Origin of the sequence: Mesorhizobium sp. B2-4-12 (genome assembly GCF_006441575.1) — a bacterium.
GTDB lineage: Bacteria > Pseudomonadota > Alphaproteobacteria > Rhizobiales > Rhizobiaceae > Mesorhizobium.
The window spans coordinates 1-24429 of record NZ_VFVC01000052.1; the positions used below are offsets into that span (position 1 = coordinate 1).

27 protein-coding genes are annotated in these 24429 nt (G+C 64.6%); 17 read left to right on the forward strand and 10 right to left on the reverse strand.

Annotated elements, in window-relative coordinates:
* The first annotated feature begins 100 nt into the window (after positions 1-100).
* Positions 101-1357: a cytochrome-c peroxidase gene (locus tag FJ934_RS24030; RefSeq protein WP_140612916.1), complete on the forward strand. Its 1257-nt coding sequence runs from the start codon at positions 101-103 to the stop codon at positions 1355-1357.
* A gap of 90 nt (positions 1358-1447) precedes the next feature.
* Here FJ934_RS24030 and FJ934_RS24035 read toward each other — a convergent pair whose 3' ends face one another.
* The gene (locus tag FJ934_RS24035; protein ID WP_140612917.1) at positions 1448-2152 is read right to left on the reverse strand and encodes an SDR family oxidoreductase; all 705 of its coding nucleotides are present in this window, start codon (positions 2150-2152) and stop codon (positions 1448-1450) included.
* Between FJ934_RS24035 and FJ934_RS28540 the strand changes: the two genes are divergently transcribed.
* Complete coding sequence (locus FJ934_RS28540) at positions 2127-2804, forward strand: SgcJ/EcaC family oxidoreductase (protein ID WP_246671617.1); 678 nt, start codon at positions 2127-2129, stop codon at positions 2802-2804. The genes FJ934_RS24035 and FJ934_RS28540 overlap by 26 nt on opposite strands.
* Positions 2805-2894: 90 nt before the next feature.
* On the opposite strand, the gene FJ934_RS24045 is transcribed toward FJ934_RS28540, so the two are convergent.
* Together FJ934_RS24045 and FJ934_RS24050 are read right to left on the reverse strand one after the other, a co-directional pair.
* Complete coding sequence (locus FJ934_RS24045; RefSeq protein WP_181165748.1) at positions 2895-3182, reverse strand: hypothetical protein; 288 nt, start codon at positions 3180-3182, stop codon at positions 2895-2897.
* 41 nt (positions 3183-3223) lie between these two features.
* Positions 3224-3841, reverse strand: a complete 618-nt coding sequence (locus FJ934_RS24050; protein WP_140612919.1) for an XRE family transcriptional regulator — start codon at positions 3839-3841, stop codon at positions 3224-3226.
* A 136-nt stretch (positions 3842-3977) separates the two neighbouring features.
* Between FJ934_RS24050 and FJ934_RS24055 the strand changes: the two genes are divergently transcribed.
* From FJ934_RS24055 to FJ934_RS24065, 3 genes are read left to right on the forward strand one after another with little or no spacing between them, the layout of a single operon-like run.
* Positions 3978-5111 (forward strand): FAD-binding oxidoreductase, encoded by a 1134-nt coding sequence (locus tag FJ934_RS24055; RefSeq protein WP_140612920.1) that lies wholly within the window; start codon positions 3978-3980, stop codon positions 5109-5111.
* A 49-nt stretch (positions 5112-5160) separates the two neighbouring features.
* Positions 5161-6765, forward strand: a complete 1605-nt coding sequence (locus FJ934_RS24060; RefSeq protein ID WP_140612921.1) for an ABC transporter substrate-binding protein — start codon at positions 5161-5163, stop codon at positions 6763-6765.
* Between the two features lie 46 nt (positions 6766-6811).
* Positions 6812-7933, forward strand: a complete 1122-nt coding sequence (locus tag FJ934_RS24065; protein WP_246671618.1) for a serine hydrolase domain-containing protein — start codon at positions 6812-6814, stop codon at positions 7931-7933.
* A gap of 356 nt (positions 7934-8289) precedes the next feature.
* Here the strand turns inward: FJ934_RS24065 and FJ934_RS24070 are convergent, their stop codons facing one another.
* Entirely contained in the window at positions 8290-8874 is a 585-nt protein-coding gene (locus tag FJ934_RS24070; RefSeq protein WP_140612922.1) for a cytochrome b, read from the reverse strand.
* Positions 8875-9079: 205 nt separating this feature from the next.
* Between FJ934_RS24070 and FJ934_RS24075 the strand changes: the two genes are divergently transcribed.
* Positions 9080-9763 carry a YoaK family protein gene (locus FJ934_RS24075; RefSeq protein ID WP_140612923.1) on the forward strand — a complete coding sequence of 228 codons (684 nt, stop codon included), beginning with the start codon at positions 9080-9082 and terminating at the stop codon, positions 9761-9763.
* 81 nt (positions 9764-9844) lie between these two features.
* Here the strand turns inward: FJ934_RS24075 and FJ934_RS24080 are convergent, their stop codons facing one another.
* Positions 9845-10564, reverse strand: coding sequence for a 3-keto-5-aminohexanoate cleavage protein (locus FJ934_RS24080; RefSeq protein WP_140612924.1), 720 nt, complete (start codon positions 10562-10564; stop codon positions 9845-9847).
* 212 nt (positions 10565-10776) lie between these two features.
* Between FJ934_RS24080 and FJ934_RS24085 the strand changes: the two genes are divergently transcribed.
* Positions 10777-10971: a hypothetical protein gene (locus FJ934_RS24085; RefSeq protein ID WP_181165749.1), complete on the forward strand. Its 195-nt coding sequence runs from the start codon at positions 10777-10779 to the stop codon at positions 10969-10971.
* Here the strand turns inward: FJ934_RS24085 and FJ934_RS24090 are convergent, their stop codons facing one another.
* Positions 10972-13071, reverse strand: a complete 2100-nt coding sequence (locus FJ934_RS24090) for an EAL domain-containing protein (RefSeq protein WP_140612926.1) — start codon at positions 13069-13071, stop codon at positions 10972-10974.
* Positions 13072-13304: 233 nt separating this feature from the next.
* On the opposite strand from FJ934_RS24090, the gene FJ934_RS24095 reads away from it, so the two are divergent.
* Positions 13305-13754 carry an ester cyclase gene (locus FJ934_RS24095; RefSeq protein WP_140612927.1) on the forward strand — a complete coding sequence of 150 codons (450 nt, stop codon included), beginning with the start codon at positions 13305-13307 and terminating at the stop codon, positions 13752-13754.
* A 208-nt stretch (positions 13755-13962) separates the two neighbouring features.
* Complete coding sequence (locus tag FJ934_RS24100) at positions 13963-15033, forward strand: phosphatase PAP2 family protein (RefSeq protein WP_140612928.1); 1071 nt, start codon at positions 13963-13965, stop codon at positions 15031-15033.
* Positions 15034-15171: 138 nt separating this feature from the next.
* Here FJ934_RS24100 and FJ934_RS24105 read toward each other — a convergent pair whose 3' ends face one another.
* Both FJ934_RS24105 and FJ934_RS24110 read right to left on the reverse strand, forming a co-directional pair.
* Complete coding sequence (locus FJ934_RS24105; RefSeq protein WP_181165750.1) at positions 15172-15714, reverse strand: hypothetical protein; 543 nt, start codon at positions 15712-15714, stop codon at positions 15172-15174.
* A 121-nt stretch (positions 15715-15835) separates the two neighbouring features.
* Positions 15836-16162: a DUF1330 domain-containing protein gene (locus tag FJ934_RS24110; protein WP_140612929.1), complete on the reverse strand. Its 327-nt coding sequence runs from the start codon at positions 16160-16162 to the stop codon at positions 15836-15838.
* A 178-nt stretch (positions 16163-16340) separates the two neighbouring features.
* Between FJ934_RS24110 and FJ934_RS24115 the strand changes: the two genes are divergently transcribed.
* The 5 genes from FJ934_RS24115 (at position 16341) to FJ934_RS24135 (ending at position 19910) form a co-directional block, all read left to right on the forward strand.
* A complete protein-coding gene (locus FJ934_RS24115; RefSeq protein WP_140612930.1) occupies positions 16341-17033 on the forward strand; it encodes a helix-turn-helix domain-containing protein in 693 nt (230 codons plus the stop codon).
* Positions 17034-17115: 82 nt separating this feature from the next.
* Positions 17116-18243, forward strand: coding sequence for a bifunctional DNA-binding transcriptional regulator/O6-methylguanine-DNA methyltransferase Ada (ada, locus tag FJ934_RS24120; protein ID WP_181165752.1), 1128 nt, complete (start codon positions 17116-17118; stop codon positions 18241-18243).
* Positions 18244-18261: 18 nt separating this feature from the next.
* A complete protein-coding gene (locus FJ934_RS24125; RefSeq protein ID WP_246671619.1) occupies positions 18262-18480 on the forward strand; it encodes a hypothetical protein in 219 nt (72 codons plus the stop codon).
* A gap of 135 nt (positions 18481-18615) precedes the next feature.
* Positions 18616-19170: a methylated-DNA--[protein]-cysteine S-methyltransferase gene (locus tag FJ934_RS24130; RefSeq protein ID WP_140612933.1), complete on the forward strand. Its 555-nt coding sequence runs from the start codon at positions 18616-18618 to the stop codon at positions 19168-19170.
* Complete coding sequence (locus tag FJ934_RS24135) at positions 19167-19910, forward strand: 2OG-Fe(II) oxygenase (RefSeq protein ID WP_140612934.1); 744 nt, start codon at positions 19167-19169, stop codon at positions 19908-19910. The genes FJ934_RS24130 and FJ934_RS24135 overlap by 4 nt, the downstream gene beginning before the upstream one ends.
* Positions 19911-19918: 8 nt before the next feature.
* Here the strand turns inward: FJ934_RS24135 and FJ934_RS24140 are convergent, their stop codons facing one another.
* Positions 19919-20821: a LysR family transcriptional regulator gene (locus FJ934_RS24140; protein ID WP_140612935.1), complete on the reverse strand. Its 903-nt coding sequence runs from the start codon at positions 20819-20821 to the stop codon at positions 19919-19921.
* 121 nt (positions 20822-20942) lie between these two features.
* Here FJ934_RS24140 and FJ934_RS24145 point away from each other — a divergent pair, with 121 nt between their 5' ends.
* The gene (locus tag FJ934_RS24145) at positions 20943-21857 is read left to right on the forward strand and encodes an alpha/beta hydrolase (protein WP_140612936.1); all 915 of its coding nucleotides are present in this window, start codon (positions 20943-20945) and stop codon (positions 21855-21857) included.
* An 88-nt stretch (positions 21858-21945) separates the two neighbouring features.
* On the opposite strand, the gene FJ934_RS24150 is transcribed toward FJ934_RS24145, so the two are convergent.
* Entirely contained in the window at positions 21946-22533 is a 588-nt protein-coding gene (locus FJ934_RS24150; protein WP_140612937.1) for a dihydrofolate reductase family protein, read from the reverse strand.
* Positions 22534-22643: 110 nt separating this feature from the next.
* Between FJ934_RS24150 and FJ934_RS24155 the strand changes: the two genes are divergently transcribed.
* On the forward strand, positions 22644-23060 hold the full coding sequence (locus FJ934_RS24155; RefSeq protein ID WP_140612938.1) for a helix-turn-helix domain-containing protein: 417 nt from the start codon (positions 22644-22646) through the stop codon (positions 23058-23060).
* Positions 23061-23173: 113 nt separating this feature from the next.
* On the forward strand, positions 23174-24391 hold the full coding sequence (locus FJ934_RS24160; RefSeq protein WP_348642505.1) for a pilus assembly protein TadG-related protein: 1218 nt from the start codon (positions 23174-23176) through the stop codon (positions 24389-24391).
* Positions 24392-24429: the final 38 nt, after the last annotated feature.

A 24429-nucleotide genomic window follows, 5' to 3' on the forward strand; every position in this document is an offset into this window, starting at 1 on the left:
GCAGGACAGAGGGGAAGGAACGCTACCGATAGGGACGCACGGTCATCAAGCCGTAGCAATGCCGATCCCAGATTGACGGACCAGAAACGGACCAGCCGAGATGCCAGTCGCACAATGGAAGAACCGCGCCGTCGCCGCTTCAATATTGGCCATCGCCGCGATCTTCTCTGCAACCATCGTCCGCGCCGGCGCCGGCAGCGTTCATCCCGGTCCGCTATCACGCGCGCAAGCCTTCGCGCGGGCCGAGGCCCTGACCGCGCTCGGTCGCAAAATGTTCTTCGACCCCTCGCTGTCGGCTTCGGGCAAGCAGGCCTGCTCGTCCTGCCATGACCCCCGACACGCCTTCGGCCCGGCCTCGGCCTCGCCGGTCGAGATGGGCGGGCCGAACTTGAACCGACCGGGCGTCCGCGCGGTCCCCTCGCTGCGCTATCTGCAGGCGGCGCCCGCCTTCACCGAGCATTTCCACGATTCCGAGGACGAGGGCGACGAGAGCGTCGACAACGGGCCGACCGGCGGCCTGACCTGGGACGGCCGCGCCGACCACGGCGAGGAGCAGGCGAAGATCCCCCTGCTCTCGCCTTTCGAGATGGCCAACAAGGATGAAGCCGCCGTCGCCGCCGCCTTGCGCAAGGCCGCCTATGCCGACGAACTCAAGGCGGCCTTCGGCGACCACGTCTTCGACCGCCCCGAGGATGCTTTCGGCGCCGCCATCGAGGCGCTCGGCACTTTCGAGCAGAGCGCGCCCGACTTTTATCCCTATTCCAGCCGCTACGACGCCTTCCTCGCCGGCAAGGCAACACTCTCCGCCAGGGAATTGCGCGGCCGGGCGCTGTTCGAGGACGAGGCCAAGGGCAATTGCGCCAGCTGTCACCTCAGCGAGCCCGCCAATGACGGCGAGCCGCCGCAATTCACCGATTTCGGCCTGATCGCCATCGCCGTGCCGCGCAACCCGGCCATTCCGGCCAATGCCGACCCCGCCTATGCCGATCTTGGCCTCTGCGGCCCGCTACGCACCGATTTCCGTAGCCGGACGGAGTATTGCGGCCTGTTCGAGACGCCGACGCTGCGCAATGTCGCACTGCGGAAGAGCTTCTTCCACAATGGCCGCTTCCACACGCTGCGCGACGCGGTGGCCTTCTACGCCAGCCGCGACACCGATCCGGGCCACTGGTATCCGAGCAACGCCGACGGCACTGTCAACAAATATGACGATCTGCCAAAGGCTTATTGGCCAAACCTCAACCGGGAGCCGCCCTTCAACGGCAAAAAGCCTGGCGGCAAGCCGGCGCTGACCGATGCCGAGATCGACGATATCGTCGCCTTTCTCGGCACGCTGACCGACGCGGACCAGCGGTGACGCCCTTGCCTTCTCTCCTTGAGGGAGAGGGGGATCCCTACTGCCCTACTGCCCTACTGCCCTACTGCCCTACTGCCCTACTGCCCTACCTCACAGCGCCCTAATAACACCCCCATCCACGCGAATATTCTGGCCGGTGATGTAGCCGGCGCCGTCCGAGGCCAGGAAGGCGATGGTCGCTGCAATCTCCTCCGACGTGCCGTAGCGCTGCATCGGCACGCTGTCGCGGCGCTCCTCTGTGGTCGGCAGGCTGTCGATCCAGCCGGGCAACACATTGTTCATGCGCACATTGTCTGCCGCATAGGTGTTGGCGAAGATCTTGGTGTAGGCGGCAAGGCCGGCGCGGAACACGGCCGACGTCGGGAACATCGCGTTCGGCTCGGCGACCCAGGCCGTCGAGATGTTGATGATGGCGCCGCCCTTCTGCTTGACCATGTGTGGCGCCATGATGCGCACCGGCCTGATGACGTTGAGCAGATAAACATCCATGCCGGTGTGCCATTGCTCGTCGGTGATGTCCAGGATCGGCGCGCGCGGCCCATGGCCGCCGCTGTTGACCAGCACGTCGATGCGGCCATAGCGCTCCAGCGTCAGGTCGGCGAGGCGCTGCAGGTCGTCGTTCGACAGGTTGGAACCGGTGACGCCGAGCCCGCCCAACTCCTTGGCCAGCGCCTCGCCCTTGCCCGAGGACGACAGGATGGCGACCTTGAAACCATCCGCCGCCAGCCGCTTGGCCGCCGCCGCCCCCATGCCGCTGCCGCCGGCCACGATGACAGCTGTTTTTTCTGAACTCATTGGGTTTTCCTCTCGGGTTGGCCGGCAACGGAACTGCCGCTTCGGCGTCGATATAGCCGGTTTTACCGGCCAGTTCGAACCGGAAAGACTGAATTCAGCCTGCAGAAAAACTCAACGCAATCCGGCGCCACCGGCCAGCCCTGAACCAGCTGGGGCAGCAACAGCCTTTATTGCTGATGTCCGGGGCCGCCCTATCTTTGCGCTCGCTGATTCCCGAACTCATCCGGCCAGGCGCCAATCGTTGCCCCAGCTTGCGGAGGACTATCCGATGAATGAAGACGAGAAAGCCATCAGGCAGGTGGTCGACACCTGGATGAGTGCCAGCAAGAGCGGTGACATAACGACCGTTCTCTCGCTCATGACCGATGACGTGGTCTTCATGGTTCCCGGCCGGGAGCCGTTCGGCAAGGCGGCCTTCGCCAAGGCCTCGCAAGGCATGGCCGACGCGAAGATAGACGGAACGAGCGAAATCGTGGAACTGCAATTGCTTGGGGACTGGGCCTTTATCCGCAACCGCATTGAAATGAGCGTCACCTCGCCGGATGGCAGCGTCCATCGTTCGGGATATACGCTGACGCTGCTGCGCAAGGAGAAGGACGGCCAATGGCGCCTCGCGCGCGATGCGAACCTTCTTGCGACGAAAAAGGAATAGCCAGCATCGACAGGCACGTATCCGGCATCGATAGCCGGATCACCTCCGCTGACATGTCAGCGCCGATGACATGTCAGCGCCGCTGACATATCAGCGCCGGCTGCTGTCGGTGTCCAGCAGCAAGGCCAGGTGACGCGCTGCCGCACTCTCGATGATCAGTTGTTCGAGGTCGAAGTCGTTCAGCTCGGTTTCAACCAGCTTCCGAACGGCCTCGATTGCATGAGAGAGCGAGATCGGTGCGAGCTTGGCCTGATCATCCAGGTAGCGGCCGATCTCGATGACTGCGTCCGCATCGACATTCCTTGGCAACTCTCGCATGGCCACCCCCATTCGGTTCGCCGACGAATAATAGCGCCGATTCGTTGTCCGCCGCATCATCTGTATGAATTCCAAAACGCCGCCCCCGGAATAGGAAGCCCCTACCCCTCCACCGTCTCCAGCACGCTGAGCAGCGTGCCTTCCATGTCGGGTTCGTCGCCGGAACAGACGCAGAGCATCTCGGCGTCGCCCTCGCCCACCGACAGGTAGGCGTGGCCCATGGTGGAATCGATATAGACGCTCTCGCCCTCTCTCAGCCGCACTGGCGCGTACTGGTCGGTGTGCAGTTCGATCTCGCCCTTGAGCACGATCAGGAATTCCTCGCCGGCATGCCTGGTCAGCGGCCCGAATTCTTCGGGCGTGCGGGCGCGCGCATAGGCATGGATCGGCACCATGCGTTTGCGCACCAGGTCGGTGGCGAGATAGCGGTAGTCGTAGTTGCGGGTGAGTTGGCGCAGCGTGTTGGACTGTGACGTCACCGAGCGGCGCGTGCGCGCCGCCGGCTGCTTGCGGTCGCCGCTGAGCAGTTCCGTCACATGGATACCGAGCCCCTCGCAGATCTGCAAGAGCTTGTCATAGCTGAGCGACATCTGGTCGTTCTCGACCTTGGACAGCGTCGATACCGCGACGCCGGTCAGCGCGCTGACTTCCTGCAAGGTCCAGCCATGCGTTTTTCTCAAGGCGCGCAGACAATCACCGAGGTTCGGTTGCTCCGACATTGTCAGCTCCATGGCGCGGCCACGAGGCCGCCTGTTCACCCTAGGTAGTCCAACTCCCCGCCACCATCAACAACGCCAACAATTTTCTTATACGCTAAATATTGACTGGATACGAAATTATTTTTACGACTGATGGATGCAGTCGAATTCTCGCAGGAAGATCGTCATCATCGGCGGCGGCATCGCCGGCCTGTCACTGGCAGCCGCGGTGGCGGACTGGGCCGATGTTATCGTTCTCGAGCGCGAGCCGCATCTCGGCTACCATGCCAGCGGCCGCTCGGCCGCCTTGTTCACCGAGACCTATGGCAACCGGGTGGTGCGCGGGCTGACATTGGCCAGCCGGCAGCGAATAGTCGAGGGCGGCTTCGTCGCCCACCGGCGCGGCGCACTGCATGTCGGCTGGAGCGGCGACGGCGACGCCATCGACCGGCTGGCCGGCGAATTACAGGCGCTGGTGCCCAGCGTGCGCCGCCTGTCGGCGGCCGAACTCCACGCGCTGGTTCCGGTCATCGCCGCCGAGGCCACCTGCGGCGGCGTCTACGAGCCGGACGCGGTGGATGTCGATACCGGCAAGATGCTGGGGGCAAGCGCCTCGGCGCTGAAAGCCGGCGGCGGCATCATCCGCATCGGCGAGGAGGTCCGCGCCATTTCGCCCGACGGCGGCGGCCTGCGGGTGGAGACGAATGCTGGTGTCTATACGGCCGATATCGTCGTCAACGCCGCCGGTGCCTGGGTCGATGTCGTCGCCGGCATGGCGGGGCTCTCCGGCCTCGGTTTCCAGCCGAAACGGCGCACCGCCTTCCTGTTCGACCCGCCCGCCGGCATGGACATATCCGGCTGGCCGCTGGTGGTCGACCTGCACGAACAATTCTACTTCAAACCCGACGCCGGCAGGCTGATCGGCTCGCTCGCCGACGAAACCGATAGCGAGCCTTGCGACGCCTATCCTGAAGATATCGACGTCGCCATCGCCGTCGACCGCATCGAGCAGGCGACGTCGATGCGCATCGGCCGCCCGTCGACGCCGTGGGCGGGCCTGCGCACCTTCGCGCCCGACCGCACGCCGGTCGCCGGCTTCGACCCGCGCCTGCCCGGCTTCTTCTGGCTCGGCGGCCAGGGCGGCTACGGCTTCCAGGTATCGCTGACACTGGCGAGGCTGAGCGCGGCGCTGATGCGCGGCGAGCCTTTGCCCGCGGACGTCACGGCCCTTGGCGTCACTGCCGCAGCGCTGGCGCCCGACCGCTTCCTTGTCCCGGCGGCGACGCCATGAAGTTCATGCCCTTCCCTCAACCCGTAAAGTGTCATCAGGAGCGTTTGCGATGAAATCCACCCTTCTGCGCGCAGTGCTTACCTCGACCCTTCTTGCTTCGTCCGTCCTTCTCGGCGGGCAGGCCTATGCCAAAACGCTCGTCTATTGCTCCGAAGCCAATCCCGAAACCTTCAACCCGGCGATCGGCATCGCCGATTCCACCATGGACGCCGCCGCCAAGACGATCTTCAACCGGCTGGTCGAGTTCAAGCCGGGCACGACCGAGGTCGGGCCGGCGCTGGCCGAGAGCTGGGATGTCTCGCCCGACGGCAAGACCTATACCTTCCACCTCAGGCACGGCGTGAAGTTCCAGTCGAACGAGCACTTCACGCCGACACGTGACTTCAACGCGGACGACGTGCTCTACACCTTCAACCGCCAGCGCGATGCAAATAATCCTTATCACAAGCTCGGCGGCGGCTCTTACGAGTATTTCAATGCGCTCGGCATGGGCACGCTGATCGACAAGATCGACAAGGTCGACGACTACACCGTGCGCTTCACGCTGACCGCGCCCAACGTCACCTTCCTGGCCGGCATCGCGCTCGACTATCTCTCCATCCTGTCGCTGGAGCAGACTGAGAAGATGGTCGCGGCCGGCACGCCGGAGCTGATCGACAGCATGCCGGTCGGCACCGGGCCGTTCGTGCTTCAGGCATATGTGCCCGACAGCCAGGTCCGCTATGCCGCCAACAAAAATTACTGGCGCGGCGCGCCTAAGATCGACACGCTGGTCTTCGCCATAACGCCCGAGCCGACCACCCGCGTCGAGCGCATCAAGGCCAACGAATGTCAGGTCGCCGCCCCGCCGCCGCCAAGCGCGGTCGCCGACCTGCGCAATGATCCCGACATCACCGTGCTCGACCTCAAGGGCCAGAACATCGGCATCCTCGGCTTCAATGTCGAACACCAGCCGTTGGGCGACAAGCGCGTGCGCACCGGACTGGCCAAGGCCATCGATCGCAAGGCGATCGTCGAGGCCGTCTATGCCGGCGCCGGCACCGTGGCCGGCAGCGTCGTGCCGCCGGCGCAGCTCGGCGCCGTCACCGATGCCGGCATCGACTATGATCCCGACGGTGCCAAAAAACTGCTGAAGGAAGCCGGCCACGAAAGCGGCCTCAAGATCAGCCTCTGGGCGATGCCGGTGTCGCGCCCCTACAACCCCAACGCCAAGCGCATGGCCGAGATGATCCAGGCCGACTGGGCGAAGGTGGGCGTCCAGTCCGAGATCGTCAGCTTCGAATGGGGCGAATATCTCAAACGCACCGCGGCGGGCGAACAGGACGCGTTTCTGCTCGGCGGCAGCAGCGACAATGGCGATCCCGACAACATGCTGAGCTATCTCCTGTCCTGCGACGGCGTGAAGGGCGGCTCCAACCGCTCGCGCTGGTGCGACAAGGACTTCGAAAAACTGCTGGATGAAGGCCGCGTCGCCGCCGACCCGAAGCAACGCGCGGCGATCTACGGGAAGGCGCAGGCGATCCTGAAGGACGAGGTGCCGGTGGCGCCGATCGCCCATTCGGTGGTGGCGATCCCGATCCGCAAGAGCGTGCTCAACTACGTGCTCGACCCCTTCGGCCGACAGAATTTCGCCGCCGTCGACATGGCGGAGTAGGATGCATCTTCTTCCTTCTCGCCTTGTGGGAGAAGGGAAGAACGAAATGACAAGCGAGACCACCATGCGTGAAAACCTAACCGCCCTTCTCAACCGCTACCTCGCCGATGGCGCGGTGGGTGCCTCGCTGGCCTATGCCCTCGCCGGCACGGCGCCAACAGCCCTCGCGGCCGGCCTCGCCGACCGGCAGCACAATGTCGCCGTCGCGCCGAACCAGCTGTTCAAGATCGGCAGCTGCACCAAGACCTTCGTCGCCGCGGCACTCGTCAAGCTCGCCGAGACCGGCAAGCTCGATCTCGGCGCGCCGATCGCCGCCTGGTTCCCGGACCTGCCGGGGGCGAAAGACATTTCGGTGCGCCAGCTGATCAACCATCGCAGCGGCCTGCCGGAATTCGAATATTACATTCCGATGGATCCGACCCGGCAGTGGACGCCCCGACAACTGGTCGACATCGCCTTCGCCTCCGACAAGCAGAAGGCGCCAGGCGGCCCGGCCGTCTACAACAATACCGGCTATGTGCTGGCCGGCATGGTGATCGAGGCCGTTTCCGGACAGTCGCTCGGCGCCTATGTCAGGAGCGCGATCCTGCAGCCGCTCGGCCTGGACAACACCTGGTCGCCGGCGACCGAAGCCTTTCCGGAAAAGTCGATGGTGCGCGGCTACTACCACCGCCCGCCGCCGGCGCCGGATGCGCCCACCGATATCGCCTCGGGCGGCGAGATGTGGCGCATGGACGGCGTGCTGCCCTATTCCAACGAACTGCAGGATTCTTCCGACTCCTTCCCGTTCTCCGCCGCCTATGGCTGCGGCGACATGGTGTCGACGCCATCCGACATGGTGGGTTTCATGCGCGGCCTGTTCTCCGGCAGGCTGTTGTCGCCGCCCTTCTTCGCGGAGATGTTCGAACACCGCGTTCCCGCAAGCTTCCCCGGCACCCGCATGCGCGAGACCGGCGCCGGCATGTTCCAGAGCGCCTATGCCGGCCGCGCCTTCTACGGTCACCAGGGCAGCATTCCGGGCTATGTCGCCGTCATGCTGCACGATCCCGGATCGGACCTCACCATCGCCATGACCAGCAATATCGGCTCCGGCAACCGCCTCTCCTTCCAGGCGAGCGGCATGCACCCCGTGGTCGACCAGGCGATCGCGACAATCTTGCGGCTGTGATCTGGGTAGGAAATCGAACTGCTGCCTTCAGACAGCCTCACGTCCCAATCTATAGGCTGGCAAAATCCATATTTCAGAAACATCCTCAATTTCTGCAATAGCAGAATCCATATGTCAGATTCGATCAACTTCCAAAAGCTGCTTCATTTCCACGACATGTTGCTGAAATAACAATCGGCCCTGTTTCAGAAACTTGCCTACGCGGCGCTCCGGGATGGTGGAAGCCGCGCCGGGATATGAGATCTCCCGGACGCGAGACTAACTTTGCCGCTGCTGTTGAGCTTCAATCACCGCCATGTCGACACGGCCGGCTTCCTGGCGCTGCATGCACCCTGTGGTGGATCAGGCGATCCGGATCATTCTCGATTGGCCGCGTTCAGCCACTTCTGCCCGGACGATGGATCGGGCAGGCCCGGCACCATCTGGCTCAGCACGCGATCGCGGAGGAAGACGTGATGGAAGATGGCCGCGGCTGCATGCAGGCCGGCGAGCCACATGATGATATCGCCAAGCGTGCCATGGATCTCCGCCAGCGGAGCGCCCCAGGTGCCGGAAAACGGACCGATCGCGCCCAGGCCGTAGACCGTCACCGGGTGGCCGCCGAACCATGCACCGAGCATGGCGGTCGCCGGGACCGCGAACAACAGCACGTAGAGCGCCCAGTGCGTTGCCTTCGAGGCGACCTCCATCCAGGTGGGCATGGCCGGGGCTTCGGGAATACGGTCGAACGGGCGCCAGACCAGGCGAATGACCAGCAGACAGAAAACGGCGAAGCCGAGCGACTCGTGCAACTGCAGCGTCGACGCCCTGGCCGCCGAATAGACGCGCTCCGGCGGGCCACCAGCCGAGACCAGGAAGGCAATGAGCACCAGTAATGCCGTCAGCCAGTGCAATGCCTGGGCGAGGCCTCCGTAGCGGGTTGTCGTGCCGGACAGCGACATGCGAGAGCTCCGAAACAGTTGGACACATTCCTCCCGCACCCCTCCCTGAACGTGCCCTCATTTCAATTGTTCCTCAAGTGGCTTCTATCCCGTGACGCGTGACGGGATGCGCCCGGCGTCCGCGAAGACCGAGGCGCCGCATGGAGGTGGAACGCTGCGCCGGGATATGAGACGCTGTCTGATCCCCGGACGCGAGGCCGCCGCCATGAAACCCACTTTGCCGCTGTTGTTGAGTCTCAATGGCGGTTATGTCGACACGGCCGGCTTCCTGGCGCTGCAGGGCCTGTTCACTGCGCATGTGACGGGAAATTTCGTCACCCTGGGTGCCTCGTTGGTACTCGGCATTTCAGGCGTGCTGGCGAAGCTCCTGGCGCTGCCGGTGTTCTGCGTCGTGGTCATCCTGACCCGGCTTGCCGGCGAGCGCTTGCGCAGGCGCGGACGACCGGCGCTCGGCGTGCTCTTGGCAGCCAAGCTGGCGCTGCTTGTCATCGGGGCCGCGCTCGCGATCCGGTTTGGCCCCTTTGCCAGCGGCGACAGCGCCGCCGCGATCCTCACCGGCATGGTGCTGGTCGCCGCGATGGCGATCCAGAACGCGGTGCATCGGGTCCATCTGGCCGCCGCGCCGCCCTCGACGCTGATGACCGGCACCACCACCCAGATCATGATCGATCTCGGGGACCTCATCGGCGGCGTGGTCCCGGACGCCCGGCCGGCTATTGTGGCGCGCCTCAAGCGCATGGCTGCGGCGGTCGCCGTATTCGCCGCCGGCTGCGCGGCCGCCGCTCTCGGTTATGCCTTCGCCAACATCTGGTGCTTCGCCGTGCCGCCGGTGATTGCGCTCATCGCGCTGCTGCTGCGGCTTTCCGCGCCCGAGGGGGAACCCAGCTAGCGGAAGAACCTCAATCGGTGTCCCGATCGGCCCATGGCCAAGGCCTGGCAAGTGTCTGACGGCGCCTGCCGCCTGCTGGCTTCATCGAGCGTCGCCGCGAAATACCGCTACCGCGGCCGCCACGATTTCCGCATTGTCCTTCGCCGTGCTGCCATCCGCCAGCGTCTTGCCGTCTTCCAGCCCGACTCGCGTCGACCAACGCTTCCGGCGCGCAAGCTCGACGAACGGCCAGACCGTGGTATCGACGCCATGCAGCAGGATCGGCCGCCGCACTTCGGCGCGCTCGAGTACTGCCGCGATGCCCTGCGCCTCGTCGAGCGCGGCGGCCAGGTCCTGCATGTCGATCTCGATCAGGATGCGCAGCACCCTGTCGTGGCCGGCAAGGCTGACAAAACGCTCGGCATCCGCCGTCGTGGCAAGACCGGCCTCGATGCCGACGCCGCGTTGGCGCAACAACTCCATCACGGCCGGCGCGTCGGCTTCGGAGAGATTGACCGAGGCATAGTCTGGCAGTTCGCGCCAGCCGGCGATTGCCTCGCGGGTGCGCGCGATGTCGTTTTCGATCCAGGCGCCGGTCGACACGCCTGTCAAGGTGCCGGGACAGGCGCCGCGCACCGCAAGAACCGTCGCGTCGACGGCCAGGCTTTCGCGCCCGTCGCCGCCGCGCGGATGGATGTGCAGTTCGGCCGCACCGGCGGCGACGCAGGCCGCGGCGTCGCTGGCCATCGCTCGCGCCGTCAGCGGCAGCGCTGGATGGAAATCACGCGGACGCGCGCCGTTGATGCAGGCCTGGACGATCATGGCACCACCTCGGGCAAGAAGAGCCGCAGTCTAGTCGCGCAGGAAACGCTCGCAAAGACCAGGCAACCTCGCTCCTGACAGCGCGGCAGCCAAGCTGCCGTGCCCTTCGCCAAAGCTCCTTCCCGCATTTAAATAAAAACCGCCTGTGGATATTTACCCCGCGTTCCACCAGTTGGGCCAAGGTATATTAGGGCGAGGTAATGGAGGAACCATTGACCAGCGATTTTTCGGCCGCCCGTATCCATCTCGAACGCGCCTACCACTATTTGCGCGGCAATGACGGGACGAGCCGCTCGGCCTGCGAGGCCCTCGACCTGCTGATCGAGATGGTGGCTGAAGCCCAGCACAGGTGCCCCGAGGCAGGCGCGCTGGAGTTCCCGCAAACGACGGTGCGGCAACCCTTATGATCATGACGCCTTGCGGGTGAGCGCCCTGCTTGCCGGCCTGGTCGCGCGCATAACGATCTGCTCCAGCGGTTCAGGCCGGTGCAGCAGGAACCCCTGGCCGAAATCGACCCCCATGGCCTGCAGGACGTCGAGCGTCTCCGGTTGCTCGATCTTCTCGGCCACGACGCCGCAGCCGACGCCGCGGGCAATGCCTGCTATGGCTGAGACGATCTCGCGGTCGAAGCGGCTCTCGGCGATATGCTCGATGAAGGAGCCGTCGATCTTGATGGCATCGACCGGAAAGCGCCTGAGATACTCGAACGAGCTCATGCCGGCGCCGAAATCGTCGAGGCTGACACGGCATCGCCGCTCGCGCGCCTTGCGCACGAACGCCTCGGCGGCGTCGAAATTAGTGACGGCCGCGGTTTCGGTGATCTCGAAGCCGATGCCGGAATGCGGCGCCCCGGTTTCCTCGATGATGCTGTCGACGAAGTCCCACAGACCGGGATCGCTCAGCGTTTGCGCCGACAGGTTGAAGCCAAGCGTGATCGCGCCGGACTTCATCGCCGCGCCATGCAGCGAGAGCGCCGTGCGGATGATCCAGCGATCGAGCCTGGCGGCAATGCCGAAGCGCTCGGCCGCCGGGATGAATTCACTGGGCGGGATGAGCTTGCCGCCGCGCCCGGCCAGCCGCGCCAGCACCTCGACATGGCGGCTTTCCTGCCAGGGCCGGCCCAGCCGGTGGATCTCCTGGCCGAACAGTTTCAGCCGGCCGTCATCCATGGCGTCGACCGTGTCGGCGGCGAGCCGCGCCGCGTTGAGGCCGCCCGAGGCCGCCTCGGCCGAAAACACCGCGAAGCGGTCGCGCCCCGCGGCCTTGGCCGCGTAGCAGGCGTCGTCGGCGCAGGCCAGCGCGTCGGCCACCGTGGTGGCGTGATCGTCGACGATCGCGATGCCGATGCTTGCCGCGAGCCGCCGCGAGGTCGCTGCAAGACCGAGATCGGCGCCGCGCACGGCCGCCAGGATGGCGACGGCCAATGGCTCGGCTCGCGCCGCGTCGCAATTGGGCACCAGCAGGGCAAACTCGTCGCCGCCGAGCCGCGCCGCATGCGCCGAGGGCGGCAAGCAGCGGCCAATGCCCGCCGCGACGCTCTTCAGCGCCAGATCACCAGCCGCGTGGCCGGCGAAGTCGTTGAGCGCCTTGAAGTAGTCGAGATCGACATAGAACACCGCCAGCGGCACGCCCGTGGCGATGTGGTCGGCGAGCAGCCTGTCGAAGGCGGCGCGGTTCCACAGGCCGGTCAGCGCGTCGTGACGGGCGGCGAAGGCAAGCTCCTGTTCGCGCAGCTTGTCCTCGGTGATGTCGCGCACCGTGCCGAGGATCTGGCCGGCGGCACCCGCGGCGGCAATGAACCGCACCAGCGATTCGATATGGCGGATCTCACCGTCGCGCCTGATGATGCGATATTGATTGGCGATGACGCCGTCCGTTTCGAGCGGAGCCCGGTGGGCGCGCTCGGTGGCTTCCTTGTCGTCGGGGTGCAGATAGCTGTGCCAGAGGTCGCCCGGCACCTCGTCGATATCGGCGACAAGGCCGAATATGTCCCTGGTGCGGGCGTCCCAATAGCTCTTATTGGTGGCGATGTCGAAATGCCAGATGCCGGTGCCGCTGGCGGCGAGCGCCAGGCGGAAGCGCACATTGACCTGTTCGAGCGCGGCTTCGGCCGCTTTCTGCTTCGAGATGTCGGTCTGCACGCCCATCAGCCGCAGCGGCTGCCCGTCCGCGCCGCGCTCGACGATGCCGCCGCGGTCGAGCACCCACACCCAGTGGCCCTGCTTGTGCTTCAGCCGGAGTTCGGTCTCGATGGTATCGGTCAGTCCGGCAATATGGCGGTCGCCGCTGGCCAGCGCCCGCTCGCGGTCGTCGGGATGGGTGAGTTGCAGCCACAGGTCGCTGGTATTGGCAAGTTCATCCTCGTCATAGCCAAGCATCCGCGCCCAGGTGGCCGAATAGAAGCAGTCGCTGGTGCGCAGATCCCAGTCCCAGACCCCGAGATGGGCGCGCTCCAGCGCTTTGGCCCAGAATGCTCCGCTACGATTTTTCTTGTCCTGACGCGCCATGTCCTGCTTCGCCCGCCCCCACCATCGGACAATCTGCCGCAGAACCAGAGAAGAAACCGTTACTCGGCCTCGCGGGAGATGAAAATAGGCGCCTCGCCGTCCGCCGGCCCGCCGTCATTGGCTTTCGATTGGCGGGCAAGAACCGGAGTTTTGCGGGTCCGGGATGGCCTTATCGCTTATCCCGGGTCGGCGAAAACCGCCGATCCCTGCCAAACACCATAAAGGACCTCGCAATGACCAAACAGGAAGACAACAAGGCGGTCGTCGTCCGCTGGTTCACCGACTTCTGGGGTGAAACCTGCGATCTGTCCGTCGTCGACGACATCGCGGCACCCGACATGCTGCTCAAATATTCCTTGCATGAGCCGCGCCGGGGCCGCGACGACATCAAGGCCTTCATGACCGATTTCCGCGCCGCCTTCCCGGACCTCAACTTCTGGGCGACCGCCGATCTCATTGCCGAGGGCGATTATGTCGTCGGCCAGTGGGAGGGCGGCGGCACGCATACCGGCCCAGCCTTCGGCGATTTCCTCGCCGGCTCGCTCCCCGCCGCCACCGGCCGCGCCATGCGCTTCACCGGCACCACCGTGCTGAAGGTGATCGACGGCAGGATCGTCGAGGAAATCGGCCTCGATGACGGCGTCGCCGCCCTCACCCAGCTCGGCCTCATCAAGCCCGCCTGATCGAAGGGCCATCGCCGTCGCGGCGGTGGTCCGCCTTCACAGGTGAAGCGGACGTGCTGCATCTTGGTCAACAAATTCTTGAAAACAAATAATGTATTATAAACATCTAATATCTCGAGGATTTACTTTGAACAAAGTGTAACCAACCGGTAATACATAGCATGTGAAATAGTAATCGGGTTTTAAGCGGCTGACGGGGCGTCCTTCGATGAGCATGCAGACCGGGCGGAGCGGCGAGGATGGTCGCTCCGGTGTCCTTCTTGGCCTGGATAGCGTAGCAACCAGGAGCGGCTGGCTGCTGACGGCCTTGTGTCTGGCCTATGTTTTGACGGCGGTTTGCCTTCGGCCGGAGCGTTACCTGCGGCTGTCCATACAGTATTTCGGGACATTCCTCAGCGTGCTGCCGGTTCTCCTGGTGGTTGGTCTCGGACTGGCGGCCCTGATATTAGGTGGGGCAAGGCCAATAGAGTTCATGGTGCACATGCTCAAGGAACGTGGGCCGGGGGCAGCGCGGGTCGTCCTCTTGTTCTTTCTCGGCATCACCGCTTTCACGGCGTTCAGGATCACCATACCGGAGATCGTGCCCTACTATGCCGATCCCAAGCTGGCCGAAATCGATCTTTCGCTGCACGGCATCGATCCTTGGGTATGGACGCACAGCATCGTTTCAGAGCCCGCCTCCATGCTGGTTTTCGAGGCCTACATGTCCTGGTGGTTCATGCAATGGTTCGGCGTCGTGCTCTTCGTCGCCTTCTGGAACGATCCCGCCCGGCGCCTCCGCTACCTCTGGGCATTCGCGCTCACCATGCTGGTATGCGGCACCGTTCTTGCAATCACACTGTCGTCCACCGGGCCGATATTCTACGAGCGGTTCTACGGCGACGACCGATTTGCCGGGGTGCTGGCCGCGCTGATGGCTGACCCGCATGCCTTGCCGGTAAGATTCGCCGCCAACTATCTGCTCGACGCACATGAGAGCGGCAGATCCCAGTTAGGCACCGGCATCACCGCGATGCCAAGCATGCATGTCGCCATCGCCACGCTCAACGCCTTCTTCCTCAGCGGTTTCGGCCGCCGCTGGGCCGTCGCCGGCTGGTGCTTTGCGGCACTCATCCTGTTCGGCTCGGTCTACACCGGCTGGCATTATGCGGTGGATGGCTATCTCTCGATCGTGGTCGTGTCCATGCTCTGGTACCTGACCGGGCGTTTCGCTCTGCCGCAAAGGAAAAGGGAGATCATCGGGATCGGGCTGCCAATGCCCGAACCCGTATCGCGATGACCAGGCCAGTCTGACATCGTCAGCGGCGGCGAGAAATCATCCGCTTCGCCGCATGACTGATGCCGGCGGTGATCGACAAAAGTCGACGGAACTTCGGACAACGGCCGGGCGGCATCGGCGCCGCCCGACCCTGCCGGCTTACTGGCTTGGCGCCATCGCGTGTTCGCACGACACTTTCGGGTTCATGTCGGCGAAGGTGCCGGTCGGGTTGCCTTTCCAGGCCCAGACATGCAGTTCGTAAAACTCGCCCAGGCCATAGCGGTTGGGGGCGCTGTTGAAGTTGAACAGCTGTCCTTCCAGCGATGCCGGACCCTTGGAGGTGATGTATTCGACCGCCACCAGCTTCAGCGTGCCGTCGGCCATCGGCTCGTACATCACGGCTTCAGGACGGGCGATGTCGATCTTGTCGTCCTTCAGGTATTGGCCGTTGACGTAGTGGATGCCCATGGCGCCGCCGGTGATGCCGCTGGCGCAGGGAATGGGCGCATAGCCTTCGGCCGTAGCCGCCCTGACGTCGAGAAACCGGCTGTTCGCTGCCCGCACCTTGTCGGCCAGCGGATTGGGACCGGACGTGGCTTCAGCCGCCTCCTGATGCGCCTGCGCGACGCCGGTGCAGGCGCACAGCATGGCCGCGGCCGCGGCCATGAAGAGCCTGTTGCGAAAGTTCATTGTCATGCTCATTCCATTCTTCCTGAAAATGCACAGCGGGCCGGCCGCCGGAAATACGGAGGCCCGACAGGCAAGCGCTGTGGCTGTTGTTGCTTGGTGATCCCGGATAGGGTGCAAGAAATACCGGGAAGGATCATCCCTTCGGCAGATACGGGATCGTTCCGGCCAGATCGGTGTTGTCGATCAGCTGGAAGCGGCTGTCGCTGCCATCCTGACGCGCCGAAACGAAAGGCGCATAGGCAGGATCGTTGGCGAAGGCGCGTGCCGCTGCTTCCGACGGGAAGGCCATCAGCGCGATCAGCGTGGTGTCGAGCGGCTTGCCTTCAAGCGTCTTCACATTGCCGCTGCGCGACAGATATCTGCCGCCATGCTTGTGGACGAGGTCGTGCACCGAGGCGGCGTAAGCCGGCACCCACTTCGGGTCCTTCACCTTGATGTCTGCAATGACGTATGCGGTCATGGGTAGTCTCCTGGTTGCGGCGCACAGGGGGATCCCGTGCAACCGGCCAAAGGGCTCGCATGACCGGGCCCGCGCCAACCAGTCCGCGATCTGTACCGGGCCAGTACAGTTTCCGTACTGGCCGCTTCCTTCACGAGAGCCTAATGTTGCGCCCAGGTTCGAGGGAGGGACGTCGACCATGGTCCAGCACGGATACAAACAGTTCTGCCCGCTGTCGATGGCCGCCGAGGTGCTGTGCACCCGCTGGACGATGGTGCTGATGCGCGAACTGGTGGCGGGTTCCACCCGTTTCAACGAACTGCGCCGCGGCGTCCCCAAAATGTCGCCAACCCTTCTGTCGCAACGGCTGAAGGAGCTTGAACTCGCCGGCATCGTCGAGCGCAAGGAGGTCCAGGGCGAGAAGGGGATTTTCGACTATCGGCTGACCGAAGCCGGCCGGGATTTGCGCCCGGTCGTCGAGGCAATGGGCTTCTGGGGACAGAAATGGGTGGAGTCCCGGCTGTCGCTCAAGAACCTCGATCCATCGCTGTTGATGTGGGACATGCGGCGCAACCTGAACCCCTCGCCGCTGCCCGAGGGGCGCACGGTGATACAATTCCTGTATCAGGAGCTTCCGGCGTCCAAACGCTCGTGGTGGCTGATCGTCGAGAAGCACGGCGAGGTCGATCTGTGCTGGTACGATCCGGGTTTCGACGTCGACCTCTATGTCTCCACGGACCTCTACACGATGACGGCGATCTGGATGGGGCTGCTCACCGTCGAGAAGGCCGGCGCGAAGGTGGCCCTGACCGGCGATCAGGCGATCGGCATGAAGATGCAGGCCTGGCTTGGGCTAAGCCCGTTCGCGGTGGAGCCCAAGCGGGCGGCATAGGAGCGAGGCGAGCCTCAGCGATCCTGCGGCTCTTGGCAGGAAACGGGTGGCGGAGCCAGCCCTTGGCGGCTTCAATGGCGCCATGTTCATCACGCTTCAAAGAGAGCTGAAATCCGCGCCGCTGCCGGTGGCCGATGATCCGCGCTGGGGGCTGATCGTCAGGCGCGACAAGTCGGCTGACGGCAAATTCTGGTATTCGGTGGCGACCACCGGCGTCTATTGCCGGCCCTCCTGTCCATCGCGGCGTGCCAACTCCAGGAATGTGCAGCTGCACGACACGCTGGCCCAGGCGAAGGCGACCGGCTTCCGCGCCTGCCGCCGCTGCAACCCGGATGGCCCGTCGATCGATGCCGGCAACGCCGCGATGGTCGCCAAGGCCTGCCGCATGATCGAGGACAGCGAGGAAGAACCCTCGCTTGACCAGCTGGCTGTCGCGGCCGGCCGCAGCCCCGGCTACTTCCATCGCGTCTTCAGGGCGATCACCGGACTGACACCGAAGGACTATGCCGCCGCGCGCCGTGCCGCCCGGGTCCGCCGAAGCCTGGAAGACGGCGTCAGCGTGACAGCCGCGATCTACGATGCCGGTTTCAATTCGAGCGGGCGCTTCTACGAGAAATCGACCGGCATGCTCGGCATGACGCCGACGCGCTACCGCGCCGGCGGCGCCAACGAAGACATCCGCTTCGCCGTCGGCGAATCCTCGCTCGGTGCCATCCTGGTCGCATCGAGCAAAAAAGGCGTCGCCGCGATCCTGCTTGGCGACGACCCGGACGCGCTGGTGCGCGACCTGCAGGACCGTTTCCCCAAGGCGCGGCTGATCGGCGGCGACCGCGACTACGAGGCGCTGGTCGCCCGCGTCGTCGGTTTCGTCGAGGCGCCGGCACTCGGTCTCGACCTGCCGCTCGACGTGCGCGGCACCGCCTTCCAGCAGCGCGTCTGGCAGGCCTTGCGGGATATCCCGGTCGGCGGCACCATATCCTACGCCGAGATCGCACAGCGCATTGGTGCGCCGAAGGCGACCCGTGCCATCGCGGCCGCCTGCGCCGCCAACGCGCATGCCATAACCATTCCTTGCCATCGCGTGATCCGCAAGGACGGGGCCCTGTCAGGCTATGCCTGGGGCGCCGAGCGCAAACGCGCGCTGCTCGAGCGGGAGGCCGGCGGGTCGATGAAAGCAGCCGACAACGCCCGCCGGTCTTCGCGGGGCTGACGACCGGCGATGCGCACGATGGCAAGCTCTTCCGCCGCCGGTGCGAACATCCAGCCTCCCGGCAGCGCTGCCGTTCGCCGCGAGGACGCGAAATCACAGGTGTTGGCCGCCATCGGCGGGCTTGTCGATGCCGGCAAGGCCGAGTTGCGCCACGGGCCGAAAGGCGAGACCGAATTGCGGCTGCCGTCAGGCGAGGTTTTCGTGCTCGGCGAAGTCTCTGTCACGCGGGTCGCGTGAATATACTCAGCACCTGCGGCACTTACCTTTTCACCGCTCGTCCCCAGACCCCGAGATTCGAATTTGAAAGCAAGCATCGGAGTGAGAGACGCAAAGCGGACGTCTAAGGTCAGCCACACAGAAGGAGTGAAGGCAATGAACCTCATGCAAACCGACGTGCCGGCGGCACCCTTTGACGCCGCCACCCTCGCCACCATCGCCTACGCCATCGGCGAATCCGCGATCGGCACCATCCTGGCGGCGCGCAGCCGCATCGGCGTCTGCGCCATCCTGATCGGCTCCGACGCAGAAACACTGGAGCAGGATCTCGCCGACCGCTTCCCCGGCAGGATGCTGGCCGAGGACGGAGCCGCCCTGCGCGACGACCTCGCGGCAATCGCGCGCTTCATCGAGACGCCGGCCGCCGGCCTCGACCTGCCGCTCGATATGCGCCACGGCACGCCTTTCCAGCAAAGGGTGTGGGAGGTGCTGCGCACCATCCCGTGCGGTGCCACCATCACCTATACGGCCCTTGCCCGGCGCCTCGGCCTGCCCGATGGTGCCCGCGCCGTGGCGACGGCTTGTGCCGCCAACGCGATCGCGCTCGGCATTCCCTGCCACCGCGTCCTGCGCGCCGACGGCACGCTGTCCGGCTACCGCTGGGGCGTCGAGCGCAAGCGCGCTTTGCTCGACAGGGAGGCCGCGACATGAACGCCCACGCCAAGGTGGCCACAGCCGCGGTCGAAGCGGCGCATACACGCATCGCCGGCTACGACTGGCCGGCCCTTGCCGCAGAACTCGACGGCTTCGGCTGCGCGGTGATGCAAAAACTGTTGTCACCGCAGGAGTGCCGGCAAATCGCCGGCCTCTATCCGCAGGAAGAACATTTCCGCAGTCACATCCACATGGCCAGGCACGGTTTCGGCAAGGGCGAATACCGCTACTTCCGCTATCCCTTGCCGGACCTGATCGGCGGCCTGCGCACCGCACTCTATCCACGGCTGGCCGAGGTCGCCAACCGGTGGAACGAGCGCATGGGGATCGCGATGCGCTATCCCGCGACGCATGCCGAATTTCTCGACCAGTGCCATGCCGCCGGACAGGTCAGGCCGACGCCGCTTCTGCTGCAATATGTGCCCGGCGACTTCAACTGCCTGCACCAGGATCTCTATGGCGATCTCGCCTTCCCGCTGCAGGTCGCGATCCTGCTTTCGGAGCCGGGCAAGGATTTCACCGGCGGCGAGTTCGCGCTGACCGAGCAGCGGCCGCGCATGCAGAGCCGGGTCGAGGTGGTGCCGCTGCGCCAGGGCGACGCCGTCGCCTTCGCCGTCCACAATCGGCCGGTGCAGGGTACGAAGGGCAACTACCGCGTCAATCTGCGCCACGGCGTCAGCCGCCTGCGCTCAGGCATGCGCCACACCGTTGGCATCATTTTTCATGATGCCACCTGAGTGCAGGCTCACGCCTCCCAATAGGGCGGATCGCCGAAGACATCGTGCAGCCATGCGATGAGCGCGCGCAGTTTGGCGGACCCGCGCCGGTCCTCGGGACAGGCGATGTAGATGGTGGCTCCTTCCGGCTCGGCACCGACATCGACGACCGCCAGTCGGTTGTCGGCAAGCTCCTTCTGGATGAAGTATGCGGGCAGCAGCGCCAGGCCGAGGCCGGCAAGCGCGGCATCGCGCATCAGAATCCCATTGTTGACGCGCAGCGCGGTTTCCGGGCGGATCGTCACCAGCCGCCGCGAAATCTTGAACCGCCAGTCGGCGGCACCCCGGATGGAAAAGATGATGCCCTTGTGGCGTTTCAGGTCCTCGATCGTCGCGGGCCGTCCGAACCGCTCGAGATAGTCCGGCGAAGCCACCAGAGAGCGGCGGCTGGAAGCCAGTTTCTTGACGATGACAGGTCCGTCCTCGACGACCGGCCCGTGACGCAAAATGGCGTCATAGCCCTCGGCCACTATGCTGACGAAGCGGTCATCGAGATCGAGCGTCAGTTCGATCCCCGGATGCTTGGCCAGGAAGCCATACAGCGCCGGGCCGAGATGCAGGATGCCGAAACTGGTTGGAGCCGCTATCCTGAGCGGCCCGGCAAGTTCGCCCCGGCGCTCCGCGACTTCGGCGCCGGCATCGGCCACCTCCTGCATGATGCGCTTGGCGCGTTCGTAGAAACTGCGCCCCGCCTCGGTGATGGACAATTTGCGCGTCGTGCGATCGAGCAGCTTCGTGCCGAGGCTGCGCTCAAGTTCCGACAACCGCTCGCTGATGACCGATTTCGACAGCGCCATGCGCCTGGCCGCTTCGGTGATCGAACCGGATTCCGCGACGGCGACAAAGGCGGCAGCGGATTCGAGCTTCAGCATTGTTCGGCTTTCCCGAATTCACAATCAGGCGACCGTCGCCTAACGAAATCAAGGACATGGTGTCATAGTTGGCAAGGCCGCGATATGGCGGCCGCAAACAAAATCTCGGCGGGAGTATGGTATGTTTCGTCCTTTGGTCATCGTCCTTGGTCTGTTGGCAATGAGCGTTCCAGCTTCGGCCCGCGTGGTCCCCTTTCCGGCCGGTTTCAAGACGCAGACGATCGAGACCAACGGCACCAGCCTGCATGTGCGGGTTGGCGGAAAAGGCCCGGCGGTCGTGCTGCTGCACGGCTTTGCCGATACGGGAGACATGTGGGGAGCGGCAGCGATAAGGTTGATGAAGGATCACACGGTGATCGTGCCCGACCTGCGCGGCATGGGCCTTTCGGCGCATCCCGACGGCGGCTATACCAAGAAAAACCAGGCGGTCGACATCGCCGGCGTGATGGATGCGCTGAAGATCGACAAGGCCGATCTGGTGACGCACGACATCGGCAACATGGTCGGCTACGCGCTGGCCGCGCAATATCCGAAGCGCATCACCAAATGGGTCGTCATCGACGCGCCGCTGCCGGGCATTGGCGACTGGGACAAGATCAAGCAGAGCCCGCTTTTGTGGCACTTCAACTTCCGCGGCCCCGACATGGAACGGCTGGTCAAGGGCCGCGAGCGCATCTATCTCGATCGCTTCTACAACGAACTGTCAGCCGACCCGAAGAAGATCGACGAGGCGACGCGCGTCCATTACGCGAAGCTCTATGCCCGGCCGCACGCCATGCATGACGCCTTCGAGCAATTCAAGGCATTCGACCAGGATGCCATCGACAACCAGGCGATGCTGGCCAGCGGCGGCAAGCTGACAATGCCGGTGCTGGCGGTGGGCGCCGAGAAATCGGCCGGCACGAGCCAGGCCGACATTCTGCGCTTCGTCGCCAGCGACGTGACCGGAGCCATCGTGCCCGCCTCAGGCCATTGGATCATGGAAGAAAACCCTGACGCCACCGTCAAGCTGATCACGGATTTCCTCGCCAGGTAACAACCTCGCGGAGCGGCCATTCCGGGCTTTGCCGAGACCGGTCTTGTAAGGCAAAACCGAACCGGGTTGACCGGCCACAGCCCCCCGGTCACCCCGCCGGCGCGTAGCGGCTGACCACCATGCCGCAGGCATAGGCCTTCGAGGCGAGCAGCCGCAGCTTCCCGAAACCGCCCTGGTCGAAGATGCGGCGGCCCGCGCCCAGCACGGCCGGGTTGACGAACAGCTGGCACTCGTCGACCAGCCCGGCCGCGATCAGCGAGGAAGCAAAACCGGCGCCGCCGAAGACGGCGATGTCGCCGCCCTCGCCGGCCTTCAGCGCCGCGACCTCACGCGGCAGGTCGCCGCTCACCACCGTCGTGCGTTCCCATCGCGAGGCCTTGAGCCTGTCGCTCGGCACCACCTTGTGCGCCTCGACGATGCGCCGGGCGAAGGCGTAGAACGGATCGGCCGGATATTTCCGCGCCGCATTGCCCCAATGGGTGAGATAGCCCTCCTCGGCCATCTTTCGGCTGAGCAGGATGGTGTCGATGCCGGCGAACACGGCATTGAAGTCCCGCTTCAGTTCGGCGTCCCAGCCATTGTCGTCGCCCCATTCCCAGAGCTGCCAGTCATGGTCCTCATTGGCGCCGACGAAACCGTCGACCGATATCTGCATCTGAAGGATCAGCTTTTTCATGTCTGGATGTGCTCCTCGTCTCAATCGCCAAAGTGGTTTACTTCTGGAACCATTGACGCGAAACCAAAATGATGTCAATAGTAAAGTGATTTAGAAAGGGAACCATAGACATGTCGACGCGCGAAAGATCCGGCTGCCCGATCAACCTGTCGCTCGAACTGCTCGGCGACCGCTGGACGCTGCTTATCATCCGCGACTTGGTCTTCGCCGGGAAAAAGCATTTTCGCGAGTTCCTGCAATCGGATGAAGGCATTTCCTCGCGTACGTTGGCCGAGCGGCTGCAGACGCTGCAGGACGAAGGCATTCTCACCCGCAGCGACGACCCGACCCACGGGCTGAAGGCGATCTACCGGCTGACCGAGGCCGGTATCGACCTGTTGCCGGTGCTGGCCACGCTCGGCGCCTGGGGCAGCAAGCACCGCAAGGCCGACGATGATCTCGCCCGCATCGCCGACGAACTGGCCGCCGGCGGCGATGCGGCGCTGGAACGGATCAAGACAGCGCTGCGCGCGGAGCATGCTGGATAGGGGCCGTGGCAGGCCTTCCGTCCAGGTGATCGGTTTAATTTTAGCGTTTCGTAAAACAATACGTAGAAACCCCTGCTGTAGTACCTGGTACTGATCTGACGAGGGGCGCTGTCGTGTTGAAAGACTTCTGGGCTTCGGAGCGCGGCAATTTCGCGCTGACCACGGTGATCGCGATGCTGCCGCTGATGCTTGGCGTGGCCGGCGCGATCGATCTGGTGGGCACGAGCGACGACGCCGACCACTTGCAGAACTCGCTGGACGCGGCGGGACTCGCCATCGGGACAAAATATTATGCCGGCATGGCGGCTGGCGACATGCAGCAACTCGGCCAGAACTTCTTCACGGCCAATATGCGCGCCGCCGACCAGCAGGAATATTCGGGAAGCGTCGCAGCCCTCTCGAGCGCCGCCAGCGGCGGCCCCAGCGCCTACTATATTTCGCTTTCGTCCAGCATCAGCCGTCCCAGCTTCATCAGCGCCCTGCCCCCCTGGCAAGCCTCGCGCTCCACCATGGTCAAGATCGTGCCCGGTGCGCAGGCCTGCGTACTTGCGCTCGATCCTCATGCATCCGCTGCGGTCAACCTGCAAGGCTCGACCAACGTCGCGATGAACCATTGCGTGATCGCCGCCAACTCGGACGCGGCCGATTCCGTCAACAGAGGCGGATCTGCGCTGGTGAGCGCCAGCTGCGTTTCGACCGTTGGCGGCACGTCCGGCCTCTTGCCGCCCAACGCCAGCTTGAGTTGCGGCAATCCGCTCGAACATCAGTATGCGTCGTTTGATCCGCTGGCCAACGTCACCCCTCCCCCTTACACGCTTTGCCAGAACGCACCCAACGGCAAATCCATCACCCTTTCGCCCGGCACCTATTGCGACAAGACATGGTCGGGAAACATCACGCTCAATCCCGGCGTCTACATACTGCGTGGGGTCACCATAAAGCCCGGCGGAAATGGCAGCCTCACCGGCCAGGGCGTGACGATATTCCTGATGGAAGGCGCGCAAATCTACATCAACGCAAATGAACAGGTGACCCTCTCGCCGCCCACCAGCGGCACCTATGCCGGCATCACCATATTCCAGGATCGCGGCAATACATCGCCGCTGACACTGAATGGCGGGGCCGGCTCGGTGATCAGCGGCTTCATCTACGCACCGGACGCGCCGATATTCTACGCCGGCAACTCGGATATGAATTCCCAGGGCGACTGCATCCGGCTCGTCGGCGATACCGTGCAGATGACAGGAAATTCGGCCGTGCAGTCGGATTGCGCGGCGGCGCTCGGAAATCGCGAAATGTATGCCGGCCGCCTGATCACGCTTGTCAAATGAGCCGAGAGAGCTGGCCGCCGGCGGCAAGCCGTCTCTGG